This window comes from Aequorivita todarodis (assembly GCF_028561335.1).
GTDB lineage: Bacteria > Bacteroidota > Bacteroidia > Flavobacteriales > Flavobacteriaceae > Aequorivita > Aequorivita todarodis.
The window spans coordinates 115876-139830 of the sequence record NZ_JAQQTG010000019.1 but is presented as its reverse complement, the minus strand read 5'-3'; the positions used below and the strand labels follow the sequence as shown (position 1 = coordinate 139830).

At 42.1% G+C, this 23955-nt stretch carries 25 protein-coding genes; 20 read left to right on the top strand and 5 right to left on the bottom strand.

Annotation, left to right across the window (positions count from 1 at the left end):
* The first annotated feature begins 124 nt into the window (after window positions 1-124).
* From POV26_RS08775 to POV26_RS08750, 6 genes are all read left to right on the top strand, one after another.
* Complete coding sequence (locus POV26_RS08775) at window positions 125-559, top strand: lipocalin-like domain-containing protein (protein WP_272856099.1); 435 nt, start codon at window positions 125-127, stop codon at window positions 557-559.
* Between the two features lie 362 nt (window positions 560-921).
* A complete protein-coding gene (locus tag POV26_RS08770; RefSeq protein ID WP_272856098.1) occupies window positions 922-1353 on the top strand; it encodes a lipocalin-like domain-containing protein in 432 nt (143 codons plus the stop codon).
* 40 nt (window positions 1354-1393) lie between these two features.
* Window positions 1394-2344: a Kelch repeat-containing protein gene (locus tag POV26_RS08765; protein WP_272856097.1), complete on the top strand. Its 951-nt coding sequence runs from the start codon at window positions 1394-1396 to the stop codon at window positions 2342-2344.
* Between the two features lie 119 nt (window positions 2345-2463).
* Window positions 2464-2976 (top strand): inorganic diphosphatase, encoded by a 513-nt coding sequence (locus POV26_RS08760; protein WP_272856096.1) that lies wholly within the window; start codon window positions 2464-2466, stop codon window positions 2974-2976.
* A gap of 188 nt (window positions 2977-3164) precedes the next feature.
* Window positions 3165-5702, top strand: a complete 2538-nt coding sequence (locus POV26_RS08755) for a sodium-translocating pyrophosphatase (RefSeq protein ID WP_272856095.1) — start codon at window positions 3165-3167, stop codon at window positions 5700-5702.
* 169 nt (window positions 5703-5871) lie between these two features.
* Window positions 5872-7134 carry an MgtC/SapB family protein gene (locus tag POV26_RS08750; RefSeq protein WP_272856094.1) on the top strand — a complete coding sequence of 421 codons (1263 nt, stop codon included), beginning with the start codon at window positions 5872-5874 and terminating at the stop codon, window positions 7132-7134.
* A 101-nt stretch (window positions 7135-7235) separates the two neighbouring features.
* Here the strand turns inward: POV26_RS08750 and POV26_RS08745 are convergent, their stop codons facing one another.
* Together POV26_RS08745 and POV26_RS08740 are read right to left on the bottom strand one after the other, a co-directional pair.
* Window positions 7236-7850, bottom strand: a complete 615-nt coding sequence (locus POV26_RS08745; protein ID WP_045079133.1) for a deoxynucleoside kinase — start codon at window positions 7848-7850, stop codon at window positions 7236-7238.
* Window positions 7851-7852: 2 nt separating this feature from the next.
* The gene (locus POV26_RS08740; protein WP_272856093.1) at window positions 7853-8653 is read right to left on the bottom strand and encodes a hypothetical protein; all 801 of its coding nucleotides are present in this window, start codon (window positions 8651-8653) and stop codon (window positions 7853-7855) included.
* Window positions 8654-8824: 171 nt separating this feature from the next.
* On the opposite strand from POV26_RS08740, the gene POV26_RS08735 reads away from it, so the two are divergent.
* The 3 genes from POV26_RS08735 to POV26_RS08725 all read left to right on the top strand — a co-directional run bounded on the left by POV26_RS08735 (window position 8825) and on the right by POV26_RS08725 (window position 13574).
* Window positions 8825-9703 (top strand): GLPGLI family protein, encoded by an 879-nt coding sequence (locus tag POV26_RS08735; protein ID WP_272856092.1) that lies wholly within the window; start codon window positions 8825-8827, stop codon window positions 9701-9703.
* 211 nt (window positions 9704-9914) lie between these two features.
* Window positions 9915-12674, top strand: coding sequence for a TonB-dependent receptor (locus POV26_RS08730; RefSeq protein WP_272856091.1), 2760 nt, complete (start codon window positions 9915-9917; stop codon window positions 12672-12674).
* Window positions 12675-12959: 285 nt separating this feature from the next.
* A complete protein-coding gene (locus POV26_RS08725) occupies window positions 12960-13574 on the top strand; it encodes a DUF4230 domain-containing protein (RefSeq protein WP_272856090.1) in 615 nt (204 codons plus the stop codon).
* Here the strand turns inward: POV26_RS08725 and POV26_RS08720 are convergent.
* From POV26_RS08720 to POV26_RS08710, 3 genes are all read right to left on the bottom strand, one after another.
* Entirely contained in the window at window positions 13569-13895 is a 327-nt protein-coding gene (locus POV26_RS08720) for a thermonuclease family protein (RefSeq protein WP_272856089.1), read from the bottom strand. The genes POV26_RS08725 and POV26_RS08720 overlap by 6 nt on opposite strands.
* 103 nt (window positions 13896-13998) lie before the next feature.
* Complete coding sequence (locus POV26_RS08715) at window positions 13999-14304, bottom strand: rhodanese-like domain-containing protein (protein ID WP_272856088.1); 306 nt, start codon at window positions 14302-14304, stop codon at window positions 13999-14001.
* Between the two features lie 53 nt (window positions 14305-14357).
* On the bottom strand, window positions 14358-16244 hold the full coding sequence (locus tag POV26_RS08710; protein WP_272856087.1) for an aromatic amino acid hydroxylase: 1887 nt from the start codon (window positions 16242-16244) through the stop codon (window positions 14358-14360).
* Window positions 16245-16420: 176 nt separating this feature from the next.
* Between POV26_RS08710 and POV26_RS08705 the strand changes: the two genes are divergently transcribed.
* The 11 genes from POV26_RS08705 to POV26_RS08655 all read left to right on the top strand — a co-directional run bounded on the left by POV26_RS08705 (window position 16421) and on the right by POV26_RS08655 (window position 23939).
* On the top strand, window positions 16421-17494 hold the full coding sequence (locus POV26_RS08705; protein ID WP_272856086.1) for a 2Fe-2S iron-sulfur cluster-binding protein: 1074 nt from the start codon (window positions 16421-16423) through the stop codon (window positions 17492-17494).
* A gap of 53 nt (window positions 17495-17547) precedes the next feature.
* Window positions 17548-18504: a 1,2-phenylacetyl-CoA epoxidase subunit PaaA gene (paaA, locus tag POV26_RS08700; RefSeq protein ID WP_272856085.1), complete on the top strand. Its 957-nt coding sequence runs from the start codon at window positions 17548-17550 to the stop codon at window positions 18502-18504.
* Window positions 18505-18616: 112 nt separating this feature from the next.
* Window positions 18617-18907, top strand: a complete 291-nt coding sequence (gene paaB / locus POV26_RS08695) for a 1,2-phenylacetyl-CoA epoxidase subunit PaaB (protein WP_272856084.1) — start codon at window positions 18617-18619, stop codon at window positions 18905-18907.
* Between the two features lie 34 nt (window positions 18908-18941).
* Window positions 18942-19316 carry a four helix bundle protein gene (locus tag POV26_RS08690; protein ID WP_272856083.1) on the top strand — a complete coding sequence of 125 codons (375 nt, stop codon included), beginning with the start codon at window positions 18942-18944 and terminating at the stop codon, window positions 19314-19316.
* 20 nt (window positions 19317-19336) lie between these two features.
* A complete protein-coding gene (gene paaC, locus POV26_RS08685; RefSeq protein ID WP_272856082.1) occupies window positions 19337-20092 on the top strand; it encodes a 1,2-phenylacetyl-CoA epoxidase subunit PaaC in 756 nt (251 codons plus the stop codon).
* Between the two features lie 52 nt (window positions 20093-20144).
* The gene (locus tag POV26_RS08680; RefSeq protein ID WP_272856081.1) at window positions 20145-20507 is read left to right on the top strand and encodes a four helix bundle protein; all 363 of its coding nucleotides are present in this window, start codon (window positions 20145-20147) and stop codon (window positions 20505-20507) included.
* Between the two features lie 17 nt (window positions 20508-20524).
* A complete protein-coding gene (gene paaD, locus POV26_RS08675; RefSeq protein ID WP_272856080.1) occupies window positions 20525-21025 on the top strand; it encodes a 1,2-phenylacetyl-CoA epoxidase subunit PaaD in 501 nt (166 codons plus the stop codon).
* A 34-nt stretch (window positions 21026-21059) separates the two neighbouring features.
* Complete coding sequence (locus tag POV26_RS08670; RefSeq protein WP_272856079.1) at window positions 21060-21842, top strand: enoyl-CoA hydratase-related protein; 783 nt, start codon at window positions 21060-21062, stop codon at window positions 21840-21842.
* A gap of 64 nt (window positions 21843-21906) precedes the next feature.
* A complete protein-coding gene (locus POV26_RS08665; RefSeq protein ID WP_272856078.1) occupies window positions 21907-23073 on the top strand; it encodes a 3-hydroxyacyl-CoA dehydrogenase NAD-binding domain-containing protein in 1167 nt (388 codons plus the stop codon).
* Window positions 23074-23121: 48 nt separating this feature from the next.
* On the top strand, window positions 23122-23499 hold the full coding sequence (locus POV26_RS08660; protein WP_272856077.1) for a four helix bundle protein: 378 nt from the start codon (window positions 23122-23124) through the stop codon (window positions 23497-23499).
* 5 nt (window positions 23500-23504) lie between these two features.
* Window positions 23505-23939 carry a PaaI family thioesterase gene (locus POV26_RS08655; protein ID WP_272856076.1) on the top strand — a complete coding sequence of 145 codons (435 nt, stop codon included), beginning with the start codon at window positions 23505-23507 and terminating at the stop codon, window positions 23937-23939.
* The last annotated feature ends 16 nt before the right edge of the window (window positions 23940-23955 follow it).

The following is a 23955-nucleotide window of genomic DNA, read 5'->3' as shown; positions in this document are numbered from 1 at the left end:
TATTTCAAAAAGGATTAAGGGGTTAATTTATAAAATATAGAATATGCTATAGTTTTCAATTTTTTTATTTCCTTATTCCTTAAATTTGAAGAGGCTATATTGATAATTTCAAAAATGCTAGCTTATGATACCAACCCGCAGTTCACTCAGATTGATCATCGCGCTTTTCGTAATGGCTTCGTTTACTTCTTGCTCAAAAAAAGATGATGCCCCGCCACCACCTACCAAAGCCGAATTACTGGCGCATAAGTGGTTTTTTTCCAAGTGGGAGGATCCCAGCGACGGTACGTTCAGGTTGGCAGACAGTTGTACGGAACAAACCTTTTTTGATTTTAAAACAGACAATACTTTCCTCTCTCAGGAATTTGATTATGACAGTGGCAATGTCTGTACACATGGCCTCGTAGATATTAGTACGTACATCTTGACTGAAAATGACACTAAAATTATGGTAACTAACTCTATGGGAGGCCAATCAACTTTTATAATCAATTCCCTCAGTGAAACTGTTCTGGCACTTAAATTTGAAGGAGGTACCATATATACTTTCAATAGATAGCTTTGAATTATGAACTATCTATTTGCCATTTATTAACCTAATAAATCACAGGACCGGGTTTTGCTCGCCCGTATTTCATGTTCAGCGATTATGCACAATTTCTAAAGCCACAATCTTTGAAGGAACATCTTTTGAAAATAGCGCAAAAATGCCGGGCAGCAGCTTTCTCTTTAAACAGGGAACGGTTCACCTGTAATTTTTTCAGAAAATTCACGGAGGTGTCTCAACTTGATTTACAAGCACGGTTGCACCAAAAATTTCTCGATACGTAATGCTATGTATTACATAGGCCTCGGTTAAATTACCCTATATTTTAGTATAATTTTGAGAGTAGTGTCTTTCAGAATTTATTAATTTTAAGTATGAAAACAACACGTAGCAGTTACAATGTATTGGTTGTATTAATGATGTTTGTATCTATTTCGTCCTGCTCGAAGAAAAATGATGACAATCCACCTCCAACTCCTACCGTAGCGGAATTATTGATCCATAAATGGTACTTCTCCAAAAGGGAGGTCAACGGTACGGTCCAAATGGCGGACGCCTGTACCGAAAAAACCTATTTTGATTTTAAGGGCGACGGCACCTTTACCTTTCAGGAATCTGATTATGACGACACCCTAAATTGTGTTACTTCCCCAGTTTTGGATGGTGCATATACCTTATCCTCAGATGAAACTCAACTTATGATTTCCGGGGCTATCGGGAACCAAACGTTGACCATAAATTCCATCAGCGAATCGCAACTGGTCTTTGGCTTTGCCAATGGCGAAATAAATACCTTGAAACGATAGCTTGGGAAGAAAATGAAAATAATAGCAAAATTTATAAAAAATGAAAACAATATCTTTTTATTTGATGTTTTTGTTGTTTGTCCTTACGGGCTGCAGCAAAAAAGATGACAGCCCCGCCTTAAGTACATTTACCAATTTTGAAAAAGTGGGCAATGCAGATTTTTCGGCAAGGTATGAGCATACTGCCACTGCTTTTGACGGAAAACTATGGGTAATTGGGGCACGGGTGGATGGCGGCCCCGCACTGAACGATGTGTGGTACAGCGAGGATGGAAAAAACTGGATCGAAGCCACTGCCAATGCCGCATTTCCGCCAAGATATGATCATACCGCAACGGTGTTCAACAACAAACTTTGGGTGATAGGTGGCACTAATGGCAGTGATTTCAAAAATGATGTTTGGTACTCTTCAGATGGGGTTAATTGGACAGAAGCCACTGCCAATGCCGCATTTCCGCCACGGGAAAGGCACCGCACTCTTGTTTTTGATAATAAACTATGGATAATAGGAGGTTACAACGGTTCTGACCTGGCCGATGTTTGGAACAGTGGCGATGGCATTACTTGGACTAAAGTGACCGATAATGCAGTATTTATGGGAAGGGATTTTTTTAGCACGGCCGTCTTCGATAATAAAATGTGGGTCATTGCGGGCGATAGTAACTCTGGCTTACTGGCCGATGTTTGGTACAGCTCTGATGGGGCCAATTGGACACAAGCAACAACTGATGCCGGGTTTGCGCCACGATTTAGCCAAGCAACCGCGGTGTTTGAGAACAAACTATGGGTAATAGCGGGAAAGGATATGGTAAAGCGTTACAACGATGTGTGGTATAGTTCTGATGGTGTCAATTGGACACAATTTCTGGAGCATGCCGCTTTTTCGGAACGCAATTACCATACTGCAACGGTATTCAAGGACAAATTATGGGTAATTGGCGGTTATGGCGCTGAGGCGCTACATGACGTGTGGGCTTCCAACAACGATTGAAAATTTCTTCTGCTGCCATGCCTAACTTTTTCACATTAGCATTTCAGTTGTTGGGGTGAACTGGATTTTAAGTGTTATTTTTGCCGCCCAAAGCAAAATAATTATCCAAAATTCCCAAAATGAAAAAGACCTTCGACGTACTGATAGAAATCCCAAAAGGCAGCCGCAACAAATACGAATACGACTTTAAACTGAAGAAAATCCGTTTTGATAGAATGCTTTTCAGCAGTATGATGTATCCCGCCGATTACGGTTTTATACCAGAAACCTTGGCACTGGACGGCGACCCGCTGGATGTTTTGGTGTTGGGAGGCGAGCCTACCTTCCCCATGTGTGTGATGGAAGTGAAGCCTATCGGCGTTTTCCATATGGCCGATGAAAAGGGACCGGATGAAAAGGTAATCTGCGTGCCCATGTCTGACCCCATTTGGAACCAATTGAATGACTTGCAGGACGTAAATCCCCACTTAATTAAGGAAATAGAACATTTCTTCAAAGTTTATAAAGATCTTGAGAACAAAAAGGTGGACGTGGAAGGTTTTGGCGATGTAAACGAAGCCAGGGAAATCTACAACCAATGCGTAAAACGCTATAAGGAAACTCCCGAGGTGCAGGGGCATTTTAGTATATAATTAAACGACATGAGACGGTAGGACGTAAGGCGTAGGACTGATTTATTGCGTATTCTTTGGTCTTACGTCCTAAGTCATATCGTCTTACGTCTATTCACAAACTACGTCATTTTCCTGTTTCGTATCCCAAACCAATTCCCTATTTTTGCAGTCGCAAATTTGAAAACCAATCTTAATTTAAAAAAATTATGGAATCAATGATGATTTACGCGCCAATCGCAATGGCGGTATTAGGCTTAATCTTTATGGCCGTTAAACGTTCGTGGGTATTGAAACAAAACCCGGGCGATGGTAAAATGAAAGAAATAAGCGACCACATATACGAAGGAGCTTTGGCCTTTCTTAACGCTGAATACAGATTACTTGCCGTATTTGTTGTTATCGTTAGTATTGCTTTGGCAGTTGTATCCTTCGTTGTTCCAACAACACATATATTAATAGTAGTAGCCTTTATATTCGGTGCTATATTCTCTGCCCTTGCAGGTAATATGGGAATGAAAATAGCAACCAAAACGAACGTTCGTACCACCCAAGCAGCGCGTACCAGTCTGCCCCAGGCCTTAAAAATATCGTTTGGCGGCGGTACGGTTATGGGCTTAGGTGTTGCGGGTCTTGCGGTTTTGGGCCTTACTTTGTTCTTTATCGTTTTCTTCCACATTTTTATGAACGGGGTTTGGGAACCAACAACGGTTGATGGTGTAACCAGGGCACCACAGGAATTGATGACAATCGTGCTGGAAACATTGGCCGGATTTAGCTTAGGGGCTGAATCTATCGCACTTTTCGCACGTGTTGGCGGTGGAATTTACACAAAAGCTGCCGATGTTGGCGCCGACCTTGTTGGTAAAGTTGAAGCTGGAATCCCGGAAGACGATCCTCGTAACCCTGCAACTATCGCCGATAACGTTGGCGATAACGTTGGTGACGTTGCTGGGATGGGTGCCGATTTGTTTGGTAGTTATGTTGCAACGGTACTTGCCGCAATGGTATTAGGAAACTACGTGATAAAAGATATGGGTGGTGCCATTGACGATGCTTTTGGCGGTATTGGCCCTATTTTGTTGCCTATGGCTATTGCCGGAGCAGGAATTATCATTTCGGTTATTGGTACTATGTTGGTAAAGATAAAAAGTAACGATGCGAAAGAAGCACAGGTGATGGGAGCCTTAAACGTTGGTAACTGGACCTCAATTATTTTAGTTGCAATTTCTTGCTTTGTACTTTGTAACTATATGCTGCCAGAAACGATGCAAATGCGTTTCTTCGGTTTGGTTGAGCCAATCCAAATTAGTTCGATGCGTGTGTTCTATGCTACTTTAGTAGGTCTTGTGGTAGGAGCCACCATTTCATCGGTAACTGAATATTATACAGGTTTGGGTAAAAAACCAATTCTTAAAATAGTACAACAATCATCAACGGGTGCTGGTACCAACATTATTGCCGGTTTGGCAACAGGGATGATTTCTACCTTCCCTTCCGTATTGCTTTTTGCAGGTGCTATTTGGGCATCTTACGCTTTTGCAGGTTTTTATGGGGTTGCGCTTGCAGCTTCTGCGATGATGGCTACAACGGCTATGCAGCTTGCCATTGACGCTTTTGGCCCTATTAGCGATAACGCGGGTGGAATTGCCGAAATGAGCGAGCAAGAGCCAATTGTACGTGAGCGTACCGATATTTTGGATTCTGTAGGTAATACAACTGCAGCAACCGGTAAAGGTTTTGCCATTGCTTCCGCTGCATTGACTTCGTTGGCACTTTTTGCAGCGTATGTAACCTTTACGGGAATTGATGGAATAAACATCTTTAAAGCGCCGGTTTTGGCGATGCTTTTTGTTGGTGGAATGATTCCAGTAGTTTTCTCTGCCTTGGCGATGAACGCCGTTGGTAAAGCAGCCATGCAAATGGTAAATGAAGTAAGACGTCAGTTCCGTGAAATTCCAGGAATTATGGAAGGAACTGGGAAACCAGAATACGACAAATGTGTGGCAATTTCAACAAAAGCTTCTTTAAGGGAAATGTTGTTGCCGGGTATTATGACTATTGGTTTTCCATTGGTTATTGCGTTCGTTCCAATGATTTTCGGAATGGACAATATGGCAATCGCCGAAATGTTGGGTGGTTATATGGCCGGGGTTACCGTGAGTGGGGTGCTTTGGGCTATTTTCCAAAACAACGCAGGCGGGGCTTGGGATAACGCCAAAAAATCTTTTGAGGCCGGGGTAATGATCAACGGCGAAATGACCTACAAAGGAAGCGATGCCCACAAAGCAGCCGTAACCGGTGATACCGTGGGTGATCCTTTCAAGGATACTTCGGGGCCTTCTATGAACATTTTGATTAAACTTACCTGTTTGATCGGGCTTGTAATCGCACCGATCCTTGGAGGCCATACGACTGGCGCTATGACACCTGCAACTTCTTCAGAAGAGGTTTACTTTATTGATGCCGAAGGAAACAAAACTATCTTGACCGAAAAACAAGTTCAATATCTTGAAACCGGAAGCACCATTGAAGAAGGCGAAGATTTAAACAACAAAACCGAAACAATGGTTGAAATGTTGAAAAACGATACCAACGATCAGGTAACTGCAAACGTAACCATCACAAGAACCGTTGACGGCGTTGAGACCACCGAAACCAAAACTTTCACTGGAACCGAGGAAGAAGTCCGTGCGCAACTGAAGGATGTGGATGGAATGAAAATAAAAATAAAGGATAAGGAATAACGGGGGAAATTCCAAATTACAATCCCGATAACTATCGGGACAAAATTCCAACCTGCAAGGTTTCCAAAACTTTGCAGGTTTTTTATTTCGCATACTGAACACTGAACACTGAACACTGAGACTGAGTACTGAGTACTGAGTACTGAATTTTTCCTATCTTAGCTTTGCTATGGATTATCCAGATCTAATTACATTGGGCATTGCCTTTGGGCTTGGGCTATTGGTTGGGTTGCAGAGCGAGAAGAGCGATCACGAAATGGCGGGCGTACGTACCTTTACGCTTGTAGCCATCTTGGGGGTCTTTGCGGGATTTCTTACCCGCGATTTCGAAAATCCGTTTATACTTCCGGTTTTTGGACTTGCTGTTACCGCTTTAATGGTTACGGCAAATAGCATCAAAGCGAAAAGGGATGACAATCCAAATGTGGGGCAAACCACAGAAGTAGCCATTTTGCTGATGTTCGCCATAGGTTCCTATCTGGTTTTGGGAAACCAGCTTATCGGCGTAATCGTTGGGGGAATGTTGGCTATTCTACTTTATATAAAGGAAACCCTCCATAATTTTATTGAAAACCTAAAGCAAAAGGACCTCGCGGCAATTATGACCTTTGTGGGAATTTCTTTGGTAATCCTGCCGCTTCTTCCCGATAAGACCTATGGGCCTTTTGATGTGCTTAACCCACGGAACATCTGGCTGATGGTAACTTTAATCGTGGGAATCAGTATTCTTGGATATTTCATTTACAAATGGCTCGGAAAAAAAGCGGGGATGATTTCCAACGGAATCCTGGGCGGGATCATCAGCAGCACTGCAACAACCGTGAGTTATGCCCGAAAGGCGAAGGACAGTAAGTTTGCGGGAAAAATTTCGGCATTTGTAATTTTGGTGGCCGTAACCGTGTCATTGGTTCGCGTGCTAATAGAAGTAGGAGTGGTGATTCCTGAAAAACTTCCCCAAATAATCCTTCCCTTTGTCGTCCTTTTTATTTTTATGGCATTGCTTTCCGTAGGCCTTTTTTACACGATTAACAAAGAAAAGAATGCCTCTGAAATGCCCGAACCCAAAAACCCTGCGCAGTTCAATAGCGCTTTGTTTTTTGGAATTCTTTATGGATTGATTTTATTGGCAGTCGCTTTTACACAAGAAAAATTTGGCGACAGCGGTTTGTACATTGTTTCCATTATCGGCGGCTTGGCAAACAAAGATGCTATTACGCTTTCTTTGTCGCAACACATAAAAAGTGGGGTCGAAGTCTCCCTCGGATGGAAACTGATTATGACGGCAGTAATCTCGAATATGGTGTTTAAGGTTATTATTGCTTCCGTATTGGGAAACCGCCAACTGACAAAATGGTTGGGAGCGGCAATGTTTCTTTCAATAGCTGCGGGCCTCTTAATGATTTGGTTATGGCCCGAGGGTTGGCATTTTTAGAAGATGTGTTATTGAAAATAACGAAACGTTCAAAATCAATTCGGTATCTATATTGAGTTTTTGTGAAGGTTTTCAATTCCCCCTTTGGGGGTTAGGGGATTTTAAAACAACCCATGCAGTTCCGCGTCTATTTTATTGATAACCTGGCCCAAATGCTCGGGATCGTCCACAAAATTTATATTGTCCACGTCAAAAATAATGAGGTTGCCCTTGTCGTAACCGTGGATCCACGCTTCGTACCTTTCGTTCAAACGGCTTAGGTAGTCAATGCTGATGGAATTTTCATAATCGCGGCCGCGCTTGTGTATCTGGTTCACCAAATTTGGAATGCTGCTGCGCAAATAGATAAGTAGATCGGGACCTTCGGTAACGCTTTCCATTAAATCGAAAAGCGAGCGGTAGTTTTCAAAATCGCGGTTGGTCATCAAGCCCATAGCGTGCAGGTTTGGCGCAAAAATGTAGGCATCTTCGTAAATGGTCCTATCCTGGATTACGTTCTTTCCCTTTTCGCGAATTTCGAGAATCTGGCGAAAGCGGCTGTTCAAAAAGTAGATTTGAAGGTTAAAGGACCAACGCTCCATTTGGTTGTAGAAATCGTCCAAATAGGGGTTGTCCTCCACATCTTCATAATGGGCCTGCCATTTGTAATGTTTTGCCAATAAACGGGTAAGGGTGGTTTTTCCGGAACCTATGTTTCCTGCAATTGCAACGTGCATAGCTATTCTTTCTTTGGGGTGGTTAGTTTAAATTTGTGCAAAATTTCGCCGTCATAAATATACAGGAAATCATTTGTAAGCTGCAAGTCTTTAATGGTTATTTCGGGCAACTTCAGCTGCACGGTGGTATGGTCCATTTCCGTGTTTCTTCTTGCAAAATCCGGAAGGTAATAAAGCGAATTTTCCTTTAGAGCGACCAAGTTTTCGTTCTGCTGAATGATTTTTTCGTAGCCTTCCGAAGGTGCCTCATTCAGAATACTTCCGTAAATATTAAAGGCGCGCAATTTCTTTTCGGTCAAAGTGAAGCAATAATTGAAATTACTGGCCTGCGAGAGCAATTTCCCCGGGAAGGGCTGCGAAACCACGGTCTGCAATTTTGAGCCGTAATTATACATTTCCAACTGTTGCGTGTCCACATTAAAAAGCCAAAGACTGTTGCCGCCGGCATTGGTGGCGGTACTTACGTTCAAAAATTGCGGGAGGTTGTTAAAGTTGATGCGTTCAATCTCGTTCAGTTTGTTGTCCAGCATCACCACCGTATTCGTATCCTGAAAAAATACGATAACTTTCAGCGGGTTGATGATATCTACGGAAGTGATCCGCCCCAATTGCAGATCGTTAAAGAGAAAATTACCATCGGGGCCCTGTTTGTGGATTACACGGTCTTTTATGAAATAACTGTTTTTGTAATTATCAAAACCTATAAATCTATCGGCAACAAAAGGAACTTTACTTTCAAGCGTGACGCTTTGGGCAATGCCAAGGTGGCAAACAAGCAATAAAAAGAGGAAAAGCTGTTTCATAAAGTTGGCAAGTTACAAAATGAAGGTTTTATTTGAACGAAAAATAATGTAACAGATTATAAACTGGGACGTCTTAGTGTTAAGAACGCTATTTGTTCAAACAAATTAAACTATTTTTAAACATTTTGGTCAAAGTGTTTTACTTTTACATTTACCATCAAAATATTATTTATGATACGATATACCCTAATATTCCTATTATTTTTTTCATTTAGCATTAACGCCCAAAATATAAGCGGCCAAGCCTTTTACGAATCCAAGACCACGGTTGATATGGACGCCCTTGGCGGGGGCCGTGAAATGAGCGAGGAGATGAAGAAAACCGTCGCCCAAATGATGAAGAGTGCCTTGGAGAAAACCTACATTCTTACTTTCAACAAAGACGAATCCATTTATAATGAACAGGAAAAGCTGGATGCCGCCCCGATGAATCCCGGTTTTAAGATGATGATGAGCAGCTACACGCCCGGCGCACAGTACAAAAACCTGAAAACGGGACAGATAATTGAGGAAAATGAGTTCTTCGGAAAGCAGTTTTTGGTGACAGATTCCATCAAAACCTTGGATTGGCAAATAACCAAGGAATCCAAGCCCATTGGACAATATATCGCTTTCAAGGCCACGGCAATCAAAAAGGTGGACCCGAACGATTACAGCATGGCGCGCCCAAAAAAGAAGGACGAAAAAGAAAACGCCGAAACCAAAAAGGATACCGCCCAACCCCAAGACCCGATGGATATGATTGAAATTCCAGAGGAAATTGAGGTAACGGCCTGGTTTACGCCGCAAATACCCGTGAGCAATGGACCCGGGGAGTACGCAGGTTTACCCGGACTTATTTTGGAATTGAACGTTTACAGAACCACGCTTTTATGTTCCAAAATAGTGATGAACCCGAAAGATTCCGAAAAAATTGAGCCGCCAACGAAGGGAAAAAAAGTAACCCGCGAGGAATACGTAAAAATCGTAAAGGAAAAAACGGAAGAGCTTCGGGAGAATTTTCAGAATAGGGGCGGCAATGGCCGTCGCGGTGGCGGATTTGGTGGCTAAAAATTAAACCTTTGCGTCTTTGCGACTTTGCGAGCGAAAATTTTCACGCAAAGGCGCAAAGACGCAAAGTGTAAGTGTTGACGAAACCTTTACCAATAATAAAATGTAAATTTCTCTGTGCCCTCTGTGAAATGCTTCGTGTTCCCTGCCTGCCGGCAGGCGGGTCTGTGGTTAAAAAGCCTAATCCATCTAAAAATCTATAAAATATTTAATGAATAAAATAATATTTGCCATAAGCTTTCTCTTCACGTTTTCCCTTTCCGCCCAAAGCATAAAGGTAAAAGGAACCATCAAGGACAGCATCGGTAATCCGCTGGAATTTGCCAATGTTATCGCATCCATAAAATCCTCCGGCGCCACGGAATCCTATGGAATTACCAATCACCAAGGCCGGTATCAATTAGACCTTCCCAAAGGAAATACCTACATTTTGCGAGCAAGTTTTCTGGGTTACGAAACCAAGGAGCAAACCGTAAATGTCCCCTCCGACGCCGAAAATATCGATTTGGATTTCATCTTAAATCCGCAGGAAAACCAATTGGACGATGTGGAAATTGTGTATGAAATGCCCGTAACCGTAAAAGGCGATACCATAGTTTACAACGCAGACAGTTTCACAAATGGCGACGAAAGAAAGCTGGGCGACGTGATGAAAAAGCTTCCCGGCGTTGAGGTAAACGATGAAGGCGAAATACAGGTGGAGGGAAAGACCGTTTCAAAAGTAATGGTGGAAGGCAAGGATTTCTTTGACGGCGACAGCAAATTAGCAACCAAAAACATTCCCGCAGATGCCGTGGATAAAGTAGAAGTGCTTCGAAATTATAACGAAGTGGACCAAATGCGCGGCCTCGGAAACGACCGCGACAACGTGGCCATAAACATAAAACTTAAGGAAGGAAAGAAGAATTTCTGGTTCGGGGAAGTTACGGCAGGTGCGGGAATTGCGGATGAATACGGCGAAGAAAACGGCAGGTATTTGGCACACCCAAAACTTTTCTATTACAGCCCTAAGTACAGTATAAACGTGATAACAGATTTCAACAATATTGGCGAAGTGCCTTTTACATTTCGCGATTATTTCAACTTTACGGGCGGGTTTAAAAATTTCAATAAGGGCGGAGGCACCAGTTTTAGGATTAGCGATAGCGACCTCGGCTTTGCGGTTTCACAGAACGACCGCGCAAAAAGTATTGACGCAAAATTTATAGCCGGAAATTTCAGTTATGCGGTGAATGACAAACTCGATATAAGTGGTTTTGGAATTTTGAGCGATAATAAAACGAACATCGTAAACAATTCCATTCGGCAGTTTATTGAAGAGGGAATCACTGAAAACACCAGCACTAATAACGACCAGCGCAACCAATTGGCAATGCTGAAATTGAGCAGTACCTATAAACCGAATGTAAATTTTCAGCTGGATTACGACGCGCTTATCAAAACTTCAAAGCAAACGGAGGACGATGCCACCATTTCAATAGTTGGAGGCAATCAAAACGACATTTCCGAAGTGAAGGAAAACAAGCCATTCTCCATAAATCAAACGGCGAACGCTTACTATACTTTAAACGACAATAATATTTTTGCCGTGGAAGTCCAGCATTTATATCAGAACGAAGATCCGTTTTACCAAGCGGTGCAGGACGATGTTCCTTTTCGCGGCGTTTTCACCGAGATAGATGAAATGGATCCCTTCAATAGCGATGCCGATACGTTTGACCCTTTGGAGCAATCGGACCGATATAACATCAACCAAAATAAAACCGTGAAAAGTAACAAGTTGGATGCAAAGGTTGATTATTACTATGTTCTCAACAATGTGAGCAATTTGAATTTCACCCTTGGAACTACCTTCAGCAGCCAAAATTTCAATTCCGGTATATTTCAGATTTTGGACAACGGAGGCCAAAATGATTTCACCGAGGACGATTTCAACAATGATGTTACCTACACATTTACCGATGCTTTTTTCGGGCTTCACTATAAACTGAAAAGTGGGAAATTCATCTTTAATCCGGGCGTTACGCTTCACAATTACAATCTGAAAAACGAGCAATTGGGCGCCACTTCCACCCAAAACGATTGGAGGGTTCTGCCCGACGTAAACGTGGTTTTGGAATTGAAGAAAAGTGAAAATTTGCGTTTTAACTATGCAATCACTTCAGAGTATAGCGATGTGAACAATTATGCCGAAGCCTATGTTTTCAATAATTACAACCGTCTTTTCCGCGGAAATCGGGAGCTGGAAAATTCGCTTTCGCACAGTTATAATTTAACCTATTTCAGTTTTAATCTTTTCAACTACACCAACATTGGCGGAAATTTGAGCTATACCCGACGCATCGATGCCATCAAGACCGATACGGATTTGGTGGGCATTAGCCAGGTGAGCAGAGCTGTTAATTTTGACAGCAATTTTCCAGATGAAACGTTTTCAGCCGTGGGACGGTTCAGCAAAACAATCAAAAAAGTACAGTTCAAGCTGGATGCAGCCGTTTTTCTGAGCAAGACCAACAATATCATTAACGGGGAAATCCGCGCGAGTGAAAGTTTTACGCAGAATTACAACGCCAGTGTTTTAAGCAATTTCAAAAGCTTTCCAAATTTTGAGGTGGGCTATCGCTTTATGAAAAACGATTACGACAACGGCGGTTCCACCCAGATATTTTTTACAAATCGCCCGTATGCCAACGTGAATATTCGGTTTTTGAAAAACTTCAATCTCTTTGGGGAGTGGGATTATTACAATTATACCAACGAGGCCAAAACGATAGAGAACAGCTACTCTTTCTTTAACGCAAATCTTTATTACCAAAACGGCGAAAGTCCTTGGGAATTTTCGGTGCGGGCCACAAACATTCTCGATACCGAATCTATCAACAACGATAGTTTTACGGACCAATTCAACACCACTTCGCAGTATTTCGTGATGCCCCGCATTGTGATGTTTGTGATAAAATATGATTTGTAGTTGAAAACAATTCGCACCTATTTTCAGTAAAATTCTTTTTAGAAGAAACGGCTGTAATATCAGTAATAACGGTAAGGAAATGTAATATTGCAATATTACTTTTTACCTTCCCATCAAAATAATTTTTAGATCTAACCCCCACGCCACCAATTAAAACATAACCCATATGTCTTTTTGAAAATCCTCCAATCATTGTAAAAGAATCTTTATTTTTGATACGAATTTCTGCAAAGCAAGGCATCTTATGTCTTAAGTCTTATAGCGCAGCGGTCTTAAATCTTTTTTATGAGAAATATCTTCCTCGGAATTGTAATTGCCTTTGTAATCGTCTTCGGCCTGCGGTATTGCGAAAACAAAAAGGAAAACCGCGAAATACTTGAAGCCAACACCGCCCTCATTCAAAAAGAACTGAAAAACGTGGGCAAATTGATTGTTACCGAAGGCAGCTATGCGCAGGTTTTTAGTTATAGCGACAGTAAGGATTTGATGTACGGCTTATTCGACGCACGGAAAAGGGCATTGATTGTGGTTAATGCGAAAGCAACTATCGCCTACGATTTAAGTAAAGTGAAAACTGATATTGATGAAACTACAAAGACGGTAACCATTACAAATATTCCCGAACCGGAGCTTTCGATAAATCCAAACATCCAGTATTATGATGTTACTCAAGATTATTTGAACCAATTCACCGCATCTGATTACAACAAAATAAAAAGCCGGGTTGAAAAATCACTCAAAAAGAAAATTGAAGCTTCGGAATTGCGCACGAATGCCGAAAACAGGTTAGTTTCCGAACTTCAGAAAATCTATATTCTCACCAACTCGATGGGGTGGACGTTGAAATACAATTCCAAAGTAGTTGAAAACGAAGCGGAATTGGAGAGACTTGAGCTATAACATATATTCTTCAGCATAACCATTGTCAACAAGCCAAACATTTACGTCTAGATCGCCAAGCATAATGTTTGCCAAATAACGGCCGTACTTTCCTTGTTTGTCTTTATAAGAGCGAATTTGCACTTCTTTGTCAAGCACCATTTCGCGTAAAATGTCCCTGGCGGCAATGCCTTTTTCCCTTTCATCCCCGCGAATTTCGGGTGTATTAATACCATAAAGGCGAAGTTTCATTTCCTGGAAATGAAGAAAGCCCAGATCCACAACGGCCGTAACGGTATCGCCGTCGTAAACATCAATAATTTTTGCTTTGTAATGATACATAATTTCAGTTTTATGATTAGGAACTGTAAAACTACAAAAAACTGAAATTCAACACTTTAAAAAAACAAATTTTCTCCCTCCCTTCGGGAGGGTCGGGGTGGGCTTATAATTTCTTGCTCAAACTAAACCAACCGCCGCCATTCATCGCTTCTATGCCGTTGCTTTTTAAAATTCCAGCCGCGCTGGCGCTGCGCATTCCACTGGCGCAACAGGCAATTACGGGTTTATTCCATATTTTTATTTCGCCAATTTTTGACGAAATATTCTGAAGCGGAATATTTTTAGAGCCCGGAATCGCCCCGCTTTCATATTCACTTCTGCTGCGAACATCTACAATTATGGCGCCGCGGCTTTTAAAATCCTGTATTTTCTTTGTTTTGTTTCCGAATAAAAAATCAAATAGTCCCATGTTTACTGCCCGAGAAATCGGGTAACTTTTTAATTAATTTTGTCGATGCCGATTTATTCCGCATCCGCTTGAATGGTTATCTCCGCTTTATCGATAAGTTCCAATCCGCCGTCAATCAAATGCGCAACTTTTGGTCGCTCTTTTTTCAAATTTAAAAGATAACCCAATACTTCTTTTGAAAAAGCTGAATCGGTGGCTGCGACCAATTCATAAATTTCCAGTGGCAGCAGCCAATCGGTTGGATGGTTTCCCTTCAATTTTTCAAAAATTAGCCTGATTTCCTCCCCTTTTGGGAAAGATGCCGAAGGCAGAGGGCTATTGCTCCCCTCCCTTTGAAGGGAGGGGTTGGGGGAGGGATGTATTTCCCGAATTTCCCGAACCTCTTTGTAAAGAGAATTTAATTCTTTTTCTTTTTCAGATAATTGGGGCCGGATGGTTTCGCTGGTAGCAGTGTGCGTTACCAAATCAAACGAATGATAATCTGCCGCTCCCGCAAAGGCTGAAACAATTTCCTTACCCACGGCCATATCAAAATCGCCCATTTCTGGGGAAAACAACACTTCGTTTTTATATTTTACGGTACAGTCCGTAAACTGGATAAGCATCAATTCCCCGCGAAGGTTTCGTATTCCGGTGACGTTCAGGCCTGCAACGGTTATTCCGCTTTCAAATTCAAACGAAATCGGTTTTCCGTCGTAAAAATTATAAGCCTGCAAATCGCGCGGCCCCATATTTTCTATAGCGAGATTGATTCCTTTCAATTTCCCCAAAGGCGATCGGAACCCATTTTTATGGCGGCTCACTCCGTGGCCAATTACTTCTTTTTCACGGTAGGAAAGTGCAGTTTCACCTTCAGTTTCAAAATAGACCACTTCGTTATCCTCGTTTTTTATCATTCTTGAGAAATGACCGCTAATTTGAAGTCCCGTGCTTATTTCAATAGTGCCGAGCTGTTTCGATTTTATGAGTTTTTTCAAACCTCGCCAACCGCCTTTCCGAACGGCCATAGTATTTGCAAATTCCTCCAAAACTTCCTGCAAATAAGCAAAATCTGGCGTTACATACAGTTGCGGTTGCGGTTTTGTAATGTCGAAATCTTGATAAGCCGCATCAATGGAGTAGGGGATTTTTTTCACTTCCTCTTTCATACACCAAACACTTTCGCCAATGGAGGAAAGCAGTCCGGCCCCGTAAATCTTCGGATTTTCAACCGTCCCGACCAAGCCGTACTCCACGGTCCACCAATGCAGATTTCGAATCAGGGAAATTTCAGAAGGTTTCACTTTTTTATTTTGAAGTTTCTCTACCCGGGCTTCGGCTGCTTCAATTTTTTGTAAATATTTCTGTTGTTGAGGAGTTAAAACTCCCCCTCCCTTCGGGAGGGGGCTGGGGGGTGGGCTTTCCTTTAAAATGGAAAGCTCGCGAACGGCTTCATACATATCTATATCGTGTGCGCTGGAAATTGCTTTTGCGCCCACTTCCCCAAAACGGCGCAGATATTCCGCGTAATCGGGACTTGCAATAATGGGGGCGTGGCCCGCGCCTTCGTGAATAATATCGGGCGCTGGGGTGTATTCTATGTTTTCAAGCTGGCGGATGTCGCTTGCAATAACCAGCACTTTATACGCTTGAAATTCCATAAAGGCATTCGGCGGAATAAACCCGTCAACCGCGACGGCAGCCCAGCCAATTTCCTTTAAAATACGGTTCATTCCGTACATAGAAGGAATTTCATTTATGGAAATCCCCGTTTTTTTGAGACCATCCACATAACTTTCGTGGGCAACCTTTGCCAGATAATCTACGTTTTTTCGCATTACATAACGCCACACCGCTTGGTTTATGGGCGTGTATTGCTCATAGTTTTGCGGTTTTATGTACTGTTTCAAATGTGGCGGCAACCGGTCCAGCAGTTCGTTGGTTTCAATGTTTTGTTCCATAACACTTCAAAAGTAATGTCTTTTAATAATAAAAACAGCGTTCCTTCTCCTTTTTCAGGGGAAGGTGGAATTTAAAATCTTTTTTAGATTTTAAAAGACGGAAGGGGTAATTGGGTCTTGTTTTGTAAATTGCAGCTTCAACTAAAAATCTTAGTTTTGTTAATCAATCTATATACGTGGCACAATTCAACAAAATAAAAATTAAGGATATTTATAAGGAAACTTCCGATTGTACGGTGATTACTTTGGATATGCCTGAAGACCTTCGGGACCAATACAAGTTCCGGCAAGGGCAACACCTAATTTTTCGAATTATGGAAAACGGGAACGACCTAAGGCGCACCTACAGCCTATGCTCCAGCCCTTTGGACAACGAGTGGCAGGTAGCGGTAAAGGCTATTCCCGAGGGAAAATTTTCCGCGTTGGTGGAAAACAGGCTAAAACCCGGCGATACCCTGGAGGTTATGGCCCCAAGCGGTACCTTTGGCGTTGACACGAATCCCGAGAAGGCCAAGAATTATTTGTTCTTTGCTGCCGGAAGCGGGATTACGCCCATCATTTCAATGATAAAAACACATTTGGCGCTTGAGCCCAACTCCACTTGCAAGCTGTTTTATGTGAATAAGACCGCAAAATCCATTATCTTTAAGGAAGAATTGGAGCAGCTTAGAAACAAGTATTTCGGCAGATTGGAAATCTATTATTTCCTTACAAAGGAACGCCGCGATATCGAACTTTTCAACGGCCGTTTTGACGATGACAAAATGAAGGTGCTCACCAAAACGTTTATTGACATACCCGATACCAGCGAGGTTTTCCTGTGCGGCCCCGAACAGATGGTGCGCTATGTAAGCGATTACCTGGTAAAGGCAGGACTGCCAAAGGAATTGATACATTATGAGCTCTTCGTTACAGGTCTTTCCGAGGAAGATATCAAGCGCATGGAGCGTTTGGCGCAACAGAAAGTGGAAGGAGTGGAAGTAACCATTATAGACCGGGGCAAGGAATTCCAGTTCACGATGACCCAGGATTTTGACAATATTCTCGATGCCGCTCTGGCCGCGGGTGCCGATTTGCCCTTCGCCTGCAAAGGTGGGGTTTGCAGTACGTGCAAGTGCCAGATTTTGGAGGGCAATGTAGAGATGAAAGTAAACTATGCCTTGGAAGAAAAGGAAGTGGAACAGAATTATATATTGAGTTGCCAGGCCGTTCCCACTTCGGAAAAAATAAAGGTGGATTTTGATGTTTAATTCCCCCTTTGAAGGGGGCTAGGGGATGTTCTCTTAGTCTTAAAATATATTTTATGAGTGAAAAAGAAGTAAAAAATTTAGAGGAAATTTTCGAAGCCCGCATCGCGCGCGACGAGAAGATAGAGCCGAAAGACTGGATGCCGGAGAAATACCGTCAGACCCACATTCGGCAGATAAGCCAGCACGCCCATTCCGAGATTGTTGGGATGCTGCCCGAGGGCAACTGGATTACCCGTGCGCCTTCGCTGCGTAGAAAAGCGGCTTTGTTGGCAAAAGTGCAGGATGAGGCCGGACACGGACTCTATCTGTATTCCGCCTGCGAAACCCTTGGAATTTCACGGGATGAACTTTACGAGCAACTTCACAGCGGAAAGGCAAAATATTCGTCCATTTTCAACTATCCCGCCATTACTTGGGCCGATATGGGCGCCATTGGCTGGTTGGTTGACGGCGCAGCCATAATAAACCAAGTGCCGCTCTGCAATACCTCCTTTGGTCCGTATGCAAGAGCGATGGTGCGTGTTTGCAAGGAAGAAAGTTTTCACCAGCGTCAAGGTTATGAAATTATGTTGACACTTTGCCGCGGAACGGAAGAACAAAAAGCAATGGCACAGGATGCGCTTAACCGTTGGTGGTGGCCAAGCTTGATGATGTTCGGGCCTACAGACGACCAGTCCACGCATACCGAGCAATCCATGAAATGGAAACTGAAAAGAAAAACCAATGACGAATTGCGCCAGCAGTTTATAGACCAGACCGTGCCACAAGCCGATATTTTGGGCATTACGGTTCCCGACCCTGATTTAAAATGGAATGAAAAGACTGGCCATTACGATTTCGGCGAAATTGATTGGGATGAATTTTGGCAAGTGGTAAAAGGCCACGGTCCGTGCAACAAAGAACGGATGAGCGCCCGTGTAAACGCCTGGAACAATGGTGAATGGGTGCGCGATGCAGCAATGGCTTATGCGGAAAAGAACGCAAATAAGAAAGTAGCGAAAGCAAGTTGAAAAAAGACGTAAGACTTTAGGATGTAAGACGTAGGACAATTTATTTATAGTCTTACATCCTAAGTCTTAAAGCGAAGCGGTCTTAAGTCTTAATACTAAAATCTAATATCTCATGTCTGAAAAGAAAAACTGGCCCCTTTGGGAAATATTCGTAAGAAGTAAAAACGGATTGGAGCACCGCCACTTCGGAAGCCTCCATGCCGCCGATGCTGAAATGGCACTGGAAAATGCCCGCGACGTTTATACAAGAAGAAATGAGGGCGTAAGCATTTGGGTAGTGGAAAGCAAGTACATTACGGCTTCCAATCCAGAACATAACGGCGAACTATTTGAACCCGCACAGGACAAAATATATCGCCACCCCACCTTTTATGATTTGCCGGATGAGGTGAAGCATATGTAATTGAGGCATTAGGGATTTGGCATTAGGAAATAGTATGAAAAGTAACTATCATTTTAAATTTGAAGGTTTACAAGTCTATCAAAAAGCTATGGATTTCGGAGAGATTATAAATACTTTAGTAATGAAATTTCCCAATCACGAATTATACGCACTTTCTTCACAGTTTAGAAGGGCTGCCGATTCAATTGCGCTCAATATTTCAGAAGGATATCCAGGAAGTGATGCGCAGTTTATCAAACATATTAACTATTCAATTTATAGTTGTAATGAATGTGTCTCTTGTAGTACAAAAGCCAAAAGAAGAAACTACATTTCTCAGAAAGAAGACGAAGAAAACAGAATGTACCTCTCTGAATTAACAAAAATGCTTTCATCGCTTAGAAAAAAAATTCAAGAACGAAACCACTAATCCCTAATCCCTAATCCCTAATGCCTAATTCCTTTATTTTTAACTATATACTCACAATAGCCGACAACTCCCTAATCCTAGCCCAGCGCTTGGGCGAGCTCTGCGGCCACGGCCCAAATTTGGAAACGGATATCGCCCTCACCAATATTGCCTTGGATCTGCTGGGCCAGACCCGAAGCTATTACCAATATGCCGCAAAGATTTCCGAAGAAGATAAAACTGAAGATGATATTGCCTTCCTGAGAATTGAAAGGGAATACAAAAACTGTCTGTTGGTAGAACAGCCAAACACACATTTCGGCTACGTCATTGGCCGTCAGTTTCTCTTCGATGTTTACCATTTTATGTTGATGGAGAAGTTACAAAATAGTCCCGATGAAACGCTGGCCGCCATTGCCAAAAAAGGAATTAAGGAAGTAAGTTACCACAAACGATTTTCTTCCGATTGGGTAAAACGCTTGGGCGACGGCACTGAGGAAAGTAACGCAAAAATGCAGGAAGCAATCAATGACCTCTGGCGTTTTACTGACGAACTTTTCTTTATGACCGAGGCTGAAAAAGAAATGGCAAAAGAAGGAAGTGGCATCGATGTATCAAATTTCAAGGAAAAATATTACGAAGAGGTTTCCGAAGTTTTAAAAGAAGCAACCTTGACAGTTCCCGAAAACAAATATTTTACTAAAGGTGGAAAAGAAGGCGTCCACACGGAGCATATGGGCTATATTTTGGCAGAGTTGCAATATATGCAGCGTACCTATCCGAATATGACTTGGTAGTCAATGCTCAATTTTCAATGTTCAATTTTCAATGCTCAATACAAAAACAGTTATGGAAAGAACATTTGATTTAGAAGATAGACTTATAGGTTTTTCAATTATTTGTATAAAGTTATTTACTAAAGTTGAATATAATTATGCTTTAGAGCATTTATCAAAGCAATTAATAAGGTCTGCAACTGGAGCCGCTTTAAATTATGGCGAAGTGCAAGGAGCGGAGTCTGCTAAGGATTTTATTCATAAAATGGGTATTGTTCTTAAAGAGTTAAAAGAGTCAAGGGTAAATTTGAAAATTCAAATTGGTGCCGAAATTTTAAAAGATATTGAGCAGGCTCAGGTTAGTTTAAAAGAATGTGAGGAATTGGTTGCGATTTTCGCTAAAAGTATAAAAACTGCAAAAACAAAAAATATTTGAACATTGAACATTGAAAATTGAACATTGAAAATTTAAATATCGAAAGTCATTTAATTGAAACATTATCATCTGTTTCAGACCCGGAAATTCCTGTACTTTCGGTTTTGGCGCTTGGGGTTATTCGTGAAGCAATTGAAGTAAATGGCGTAGTAAAAATAAAGCTCACGCCAACCTATTCCGGTTGCCCGGCAATGGACGTAATTGCCGACGATTTAAAAGCTGCCTTTTCAGAAATAGGAAAAAAAGCGGAAGTTGAATTGGTGCTATCACCAGCTTGGAGCACTGATTGGATTACAGAAGAGGGACTTCAAAAAATGGAGGAATACGGCATTGCCCGCCCCCTTTCAGAATCGCACGATAAAGACGTTTTACTCGGCGGGAAGAAAATGGTAAAATGCCCGCAATGCGGAAGCACAAACACACATCTGGTCAGTCAATTCGGCTCCACGGCCTGCAAAGCGCTTTTTAAATGCGATGATTGCCACGAACCGTTTGATTACTTTAAATGTTTAAAATAAATTCCCGCGAAGGCGGGAATCTGAGAGTTGAAATATGAATAAATCAATAACCACCCAAATAGAAAACAAAATAGCAACGCTAACGCTGAACCGCCCAGAGGTTTTCAACAGTTTCAATCGCGAAATGGCGTTGTTGTTACAAGACGAATTGGATTCCTGCGAAAAAAATCCGGACATTCGGGCAATTGTAATTACCGGAAGTGGCAAGGCATTTTGCGCCGGACAGGATTTAAAGGAAGTCACTTCCCCGGAATTAAACCCCGGGTTCAAAAAAATTCTTGAGGAACACTACAATCCTATTATATCCCGAATTCGAAATATTGAAAAACCGATCATCGGCGCTATAAATGGCGTTGCGGCGGGAGCAGGCGCTAATATCGCCCTGGCCTGCGATGTGGTCGTTGCTTCGGAAAATGCCAGTTTTATTCAGGCTTTCAGTAAAATCGGGTTGGTGCCCGATAGCGCGGGGACTTTCTTTTTGCCGCGGTTGATTGGGTTCCAAAAAGCATCGGCTTTAATGATGCTGGGCGATAAAATTTCTGCAATGGAAGCCGAAAAACTGGGCATGGTTTACAAAGTAGTTGCTCCTGAAAATTTTATGGAAGAGGTCAACAACATCGCCTCCATTTTGGCAAACATGCCCACCAAGGCATTGGGATTGACAAAGCGATTGCTGAATAATTCGATGCAGAATTCGTTGGAAGAACAACTCAATCTGGAAAGCAAACTTCAAATAGAATCGGCCCAAAGCGAAGATTATGCAGAAGGTGTTGATGCGTTTGTAAACAAACGGAAACCGAATTTTAAAGGAATGTAAATTGTCACCCTGAGCGCTCCCGATAGTTATCGGGACGAGGGGTTTTATATATGAAATAAATAAAATGATCAAAAAAGTTGGAATAATTGGCGGAGGAACGATGGGAAGCGGCATAGCACAAGTAGCCGCCACGGCAGGTTGCTCAGTAAAATTGTACGATACCAAAACGGAAGCTTTGGAAAAAGCCAAAGCCGATCTCGAAAAAATAATGGACCGTTTGGTTGAAAAGGGAAAAATCAATTCCGAAGAAAAACAGCGCATCCAAAACAATATAAAATACGTCAATTCCCTAAAAGAATTAAAGGATTCCGACTTGACCATCGAAGCGATAGTTGAAAATCTCGACATTAAAAAGAATGTGTTTTCGACCCTTGAAAAATTTGTGAGCGACGATTGCATCATTGCCTCAAATACCTCTTCGTTATCGATTGCTTCCATTGCTTCCTCCCTTCAGAAACCGGAACGTTGCATCGGGATTCACTTTTTCAATCCAGCACCTTTGATGAAATTGGTTGAGGTTATCCCAGCCGTCCAAACTTCCGAAGAAACCTTAAAGATTTCAGTAAAAACAATTACCGATTGGGGAAAAACCGTTGCGGTCGCAAAAGATACCCCTGGGTTCATTGTGAACCGCGTAGCCCGTCCTTTTTACGGCGAGGCACTTCGCATTTATGAAGAGGGAATCGCCTCATTTGCTGAAATTGACACCGCAATGAAAGAAATTGGCGGTTTTAGAATGGGTCCATTTGAACTTATGGATTTTATCGGAAACGACGTAAATTATACCGTCACCGAAACTGTTTTTGAAGCATTTTATTACGATCCGCGCTACAAACCTTCCTTCACCCAAAAACGTTTTGCAGAAGCGGGTTATTTGGGAAGAAAGAGCGGAAAAGGGTATTATAATTATTCAGACGATGTCAGCCCGAGGGCAGTGGAAGGCGATTTTGATTCCGAAAAGGCAGAGCAAATTTTTAATCGAATCCTCGTAATGCTAATAAACGAGGCCGCAGACGCCCTGTTTTGGAACATTGCTTCCGCAGAGGATATCGACAACGCAATGACAAAAGGCGTAAACTATCCGAAAGGCTTATTGGCGTGGGCCGATGAAAAGGGAATCGATTGGTGTGTAAAAAAAATGGACGAGCTTTACGATGAATATCACGAGGACAGGTATCGTTGTTCGCCGTTGTTGAGACGGATGAGCCAGGGAAATATTAAATTTTATTAAAAAGGTGGTAGGTAGTAGGCCGTAGGTTGTAGGAAAAAAGCTAATGTTATGGAATCTGATTATCATTTTAAATTTGAGGAACTTTCCATTTATCAAAAGGCGATGATTTTTGGAGAAATTATCAATAAGCAGGTTAAAAAATTTCCAAAAGATGAAAGATATGAACTCACCTCACAATTCAAGAGAGCTTCGGATTCAATAGCATTAAATATTGCTGAAGGTTCTGGAGGAACAGATAGACAATTTTATAATTATTTGGGAAATGCTTGGCATAGCGCACACGAATGCGTTTCTTGTAGTTCCAAAGCGTTTTTAAGAAATTATATTGGAAAAGATGAGAATGAGGAAAATAGAAGATTATTGACAGAATTGACCAAAATGATCAGTTCCTTAAGGGCAATTATCTGGAAAAGAATTGAAAAATAATTACCATGGCAAATCTACCACCCACCACCCACCACCTACCACCTAATGAAATTCCATATAAAATGCTCAGTCAAGACGCGTTCAGCCAATGGCTCGGCATCGAAATATTGGAAGTTGAAAAAGGAAGGTGCAAGGTAGCAATGACCGTTCGCAAAGAGATGCTTAACAGTATGAACAAAGCTCACGGCGGGATAAGTTATAGTTTGGCGGATACCGCATTCGGCTTTGCGGCAAATACCCACGGAAAGTATGCGGTTTCTATTGAAACTTCAATCAATCACATTGAAGCGTTGAACGAGGGGGATTATTTAACCGCGGAATCCGTAATTGAAAAAGTAGGAAACAAATTGGGGTTCAATATTGTTGAAGTAAAGCGTGGCGATGAGCTGGTAGCTCTTTTTAAGGGCGTTGTGTATCGAACCAGTAAAGACTGGGAATAATTTCAAATACAATATC

What these genes read in the sequence shown, in the direction of transcription:
- POV26_RS08775 (WP_272856099.1), top strand. Translation starts at nt 125, where the DNA reads ATGATACCAACCCGCAGTTCACTCAGATTGATCATCGCGCTTTTCGTA.
- POV26_RS08770 (WP_272856098.1), top strand. Translation starts at nt 922, where the DNA reads ATGAAAACAACACGTAGCAGTTACAATGTATTGGTTGTATTAATGATG.
- POV26_RS08765 (WP_272856097.1), top strand. Translation starts at nt 1,394, where the DNA reads ATGAAAACAATATCTTTTTATTTGATGTTTTTGTTGTTTGTCCTTACG.
- POV26_RS08760 (WP_272856096.1), top strand. Translation starts at nt 2,464, where the DNA reads ATGAAAAAGACCTTCGACGTACTGATAGAAATCCCAAAAGGCAGCCGC.
- POV26_RS08755 (WP_272856095.1), top strand. Translation starts at nt 3,165, where the DNA reads ATGGAATCAATGATGATTTACGCGCCAATCGCAATGGCGGTATTAGGC.
- POV26_RS08750 (WP_272856094.1), top strand. Translation starts at nt 5,872, where the DNA reads ATGGATTATCCAGATCTAATTACATTGGGCATTGCCTTTGGGCTTGGG.
- POV26_RS08745 (WP_045079133.1), bottom strand. Translation starts at nt 7,850, where the DNA reads ATGCACGTTGCAATTGCAGGAAACATAGGTTCCGGAAAAACCACCCTT.
- POV26_RS08740 (WP_272856093.1), bottom strand. Translation starts at nt 8,653, where the DNA reads ATGAAACAGCTTTTCCTCTTTTTATTGCTTGTTTGCCACCTTGGCATT.
- POV26_RS08735 (WP_272856092.1), top strand. Translation starts at nt 8,825, where the DNA reads ATGATACGATATACCCTAATATTCCTATTATTTTTTTCATTTAGCATT.
- POV26_RS08730 (WP_272856091.1), top strand. Translation starts at nt 9,915, where the DNA reads ATGAATAAAATAATATTTGCCATAAGCTTTCTCTTCACGTTTTCCCTT.
- POV26_RS08725 (WP_272856090.1), top strand. Translation starts at nt 12,960, where the DNA reads ATGAGAAATATCTTCCTCGGAATTGTAATTGCCTTTGTAATCGTCTTC.
- POV26_RS08720 (WP_272856089.1), bottom strand. Translation starts at nt 13,895, where the DNA reads ATGTATCATTACAAAGCAAAAATTATTGATGTTTACGACGGCGATACC.
- POV26_RS08715 (WP_272856088.1), bottom strand. Translation starts at nt 14,304, where the DNA reads ATGGGACTATTTGATTTTTTATTCGGAAACAAAACAAAGAAAATACAG.
- POV26_RS08710 (WP_272856087.1), bottom strand. Translation starts at nt 16,244, where the DNA reads ATGGAACAAAACATTGAAACCAACGAACTGCTGGACCGGTTGCCGCCA.
- paaA (WP_272856085.1), top strand. Translation starts at nt 17,548, where the DNA reads ATGAGTGAAAAAGAAGTAAAAAATTTAGAGGAAATTTTCGAAGCCCGC.
- paaB (WP_272856084.1), top strand. Translation starts at nt 18,617, where the DNA reads ATGTCTGAAAAGAAAAACTGGCCCCTTTGGGAAATATTCGTAAGAAGT.
- POV26_RS08690 (WP_272856083.1), top strand. Translation starts at nt 18,942, where the DNA reads ATGAAAAGTAACTATCATTTTAAATTTGAAGGTTTACAAGTCTATCAA.
- paaC (WP_272856082.1), top strand. Translation starts at nt 19,337, where the DNA reads ATGCCTAATTCCTTTATTTTTAACTATATACTCACAATAGCCGACAAC.
- POV26_RS08680 (WP_272856081.1), top strand. Translation starts at nt 20,145, where the DNA reads ATGGAAAGAACATTTGATTTAGAAGATAGACTTATAGGTTTTTCAATT.
- POV26_RS08670 (WP_272856079.1), top strand. Translation starts at nt 21,060, where the DNA reads ATGAATAAATCAATAACCACCCAAATAGAAAACAAAATAGCAACGCTA.
- POV26_RS08665 (WP_272856078.1), top strand. Translation starts at nt 21,907, where the DNA reads ATGATCAAAAAAGTTGGAATAATTGGCGGAGGAACGATGGGAAGCGGC.
- POV26_RS08660 (WP_272856077.1), top strand. Translation starts at nt 23,122, where the DNA reads ATGGAATCTGATTATCATTTTAAATTTGAGGAACTTTCCATTTATCAA.
- POV26_RS08655 (WP_272856076.1), top strand. Translation starts at nt 23,505, where the DNA reads ATGGCAAATCTACCACCCACCACCCACCACCTACCACCTAATGAAATT.